Source organism: Mycobacterium sp. (assembly GCF_050701675.1).
Taxonomy (GTDB): Bacteria; Actinomycetota; Actinomycetes; order Mycobacteriales; family Mycobacteriaceae; genus Mycobacterium.
On the sequence record NZ_JBOGDD010000893.1, the window covers coordinates 1 to 1,688 of the forward strand.

Consider the following 1,688-nt stretch of genomic DNA (forward strand, 5'->3'; position numbering starts at 1 on the left):
GAAGAACACCAACGGGTGCGAATGGGGATCGGCGACGGCGCCGAGGCCGGTCACCTGAGCGGCGACGATCTCGTGATCGCCACCGTCGTAGATCTGCCAGACCCGGCACTCGACCCACGCCTGGCAGTCGGTGATGATCGGCGCGCCGGTCGATGCTCCTGGCGTCCAGGACACGCCGTCGAACTTGGGCCCGCCGCTGCGCGCGAAGGACTTCGCGATGTCCTCCTGCTGGCTGGACAGGACGTTGACCACGAACTGCCCGCCCTCGGCGATCGGCGGCCAACTGGTGGAACGCCGGTCGATTGACACCAGAACCATTGGTGGGTCCAGTGAGAGTGCCATGAAGGACTGGATGGTGAGGCCGACGGGCCCACCGTCGTAGGCGATTCCGGCCACCACCGCCACCCCCGTGGGGAAGTGCCCGAGTACCGATCTGAAATCGGCCACGTCTGCGCCGACTGCTGTTTCTGTCATGGCTGCGCTCTCCTCGCCAGCTGTTCACCCGGATGCGAAAATCTGCTACTGGAACAGTTCATCACGTGTCATCATCAAGTGATGAAGTTCGTTCTGCACGATGAAACAGTGAGATGTACGTCACTGTCAAGCCCCCAAATTCTGCGGAGGCTGCCAACTAGTCGACGAAGGACGTGATCGCCTTGACGACCTTGCGCCCCAGTGCCTGCGACGAGATCCGCCACGGCATGGGTCCGGGACCCAGCGCCGACATGGCCACCGCCCTACGCGCAGCATGAAGCGCGGCCGGTGGTAGTCGGCCACGGCCGCGGTGCGTTTCTCACTATCTGCGGACAGCGCTCCGAACCTGCCGCGATCAGTTCGCTCGTGCGGCATGGGTCGGGCTTGGTCTTCGCCGCGCTCGAACCTAAGCGGCTGGGGAAGCTCCAAATACCAACGATGCCAACCGATCACGATTCTCGCTGCCCTGACGTTCACGTGGCGGTGGACGCGTCGTCGGGTATCTCGGCGGCAGACCGCGCGCGCACCATTCGAGCACTGGCTGCCGCTACGAGCATTCCAACCGATTTTGTTCGCCCCGGGCACGTCGTACCGGTGCATGCCCGGCTCAGCCCGTCGGGCGCATCTACGGATGCCGACATTGCTCTGATGTTGGCGTCGCTCACCGGGATGACACCGCCTGCCGCGGCCTTCTGCGCCCTGATCTCTCGTGCGCGACCCACGGAAATTGCCACGCCCGCCGAGGCGGCAGACGTCGCGGCGAACCTCGGATTGGCCTACGTCGATGCGCACGACGTCACCACGTCGCTATACCGCCACTGGTGCGACAACGCTCCGACTTCTCACTGACGCCGCGTTTCCCAGGCACGGCAACTGCAATCCCGAGGATCCTCATGACCACGATCACGACAATGCCCACCGGACTCGTCATCGACAGCCGCTGGACGGCGGGGTGCCGGGAGCAGACCTTCAGTGTTGAAAACCCGTCCACCCAACAGGTTCTCGCCGACGTCGCGGGTGGTGACGAATCAGACGCGGAACGCGCGCTCCGCGCAGCCGGCGCAGCCCAGCGATCCAGGGCGGCGACATCCCGGCGGCATCGGAGCGAACTGCTGTACCGCGCGTACGCCGTCGTGCTGGAGCGCTCGGAGCAACTGGCGGCTCTCATCACCAGCGAGATGGGCAAACCGCTCGCCGAAGCCCAGGGTGAAGTC

The 1,688-nt window shown here is 65.1% G+C and carries 3 protein-coding genes; 2 read left to right on the forward strand and 1 reads right to left on the reverse strand.

Annotated elements, in window-relative coordinates:
• Nucleotides 1-474, reverse strand: a 474-nt coding sequence (locus tag ACRDUX_RS27100) for a flavin reductase family protein (protein WP_526418313.1), incomplete at its 3' end; no start/stop codon positions are given.
• Nucleotides 475-762: 288 nt separating this feature from the next.
• Between ACRDUX_RS27100 and ACRDUX_RS27105 the strand changes: the two genes are divergently transcribed.
• Both ACRDUX_RS27105 and ACRDUX_RS27110 read left to right on the forward strand, forming a co-directional pair.
• Entirely contained in the window at nucleotides 763-1,323 is a 561-nt protein-coding gene (locus ACRDUX_RS27105) for a 3,4-dihydroxy-2-butanone-4-phosphate synthase (protein WP_526418315.1), read from the forward strand.
• Between the two features lie 44 nt (nucleotides 1,324-1,367).
• The coding region (locus ACRDUX_RS27110) for an aldehyde dehydrogenase family protein (RefSeq protein WP_526418317.1) at nucleotides 1,368-1,688 on the forward strand (321 nt) is incomplete at its 3' end.